The organism is Comamonas kerstersii, from assembly GCF_008801935.1.
Taxonomy (GTDB): domain Bacteria; phylum Pseudomonadota; class Gammaproteobacteria; order Burkholderiales; family Burkholderiaceae_C; genus Comamonas; species Comamonas kerstersii.
In genome coordinates, this window is record NZ_VZOT01000036.1 from 1 (window position 1) to 340 (window position 340).

The window sequence follows — 340 nt, forward strand, 5'->3', positions numbered from 1 at the left end:
GCACTATCCTGCGGTTTCGTCATCTATTGGAAACACACAAGCTGGCCGAGCAAATCCTGAAGACCGTCACGGACTTGCTGGAGCGTAAAAAGCTGCTGCTTCGCACGGGAACCATCGTGGATGCCACACTGATCGCAGCGCCCAGCTCAACCAAAAACAGCACCAAATCTCGTGATCCAGAGATGCACCAGACCAAAAAGGGCAACCAGTGGTACTTTGGCATGAAGGCCCATATTGGCGTGGATGCGGACTCTGGCTTGGTGCATACCGTGCGGGGCACATCAGCCAACGTCAATGATGTCGTTGAAGCCAACAGCCTGCTGCATGGAAAAGAGGTTGA

At 53.8% G+C, this 340-nt stretch carries 1 protein-coding gene; it reads left to right on the plus strand.

Going from position 1 to position 340, the window contains the following annotated elements; all coding sequences use genetic code 11:
- A partial coding sequence (locus F7P80_RS16660) for an IS5 family transposase (protein WP_151046209.1) occupies positions 1 to 340 on the plus strand: 340 nt, incomplete at both ends.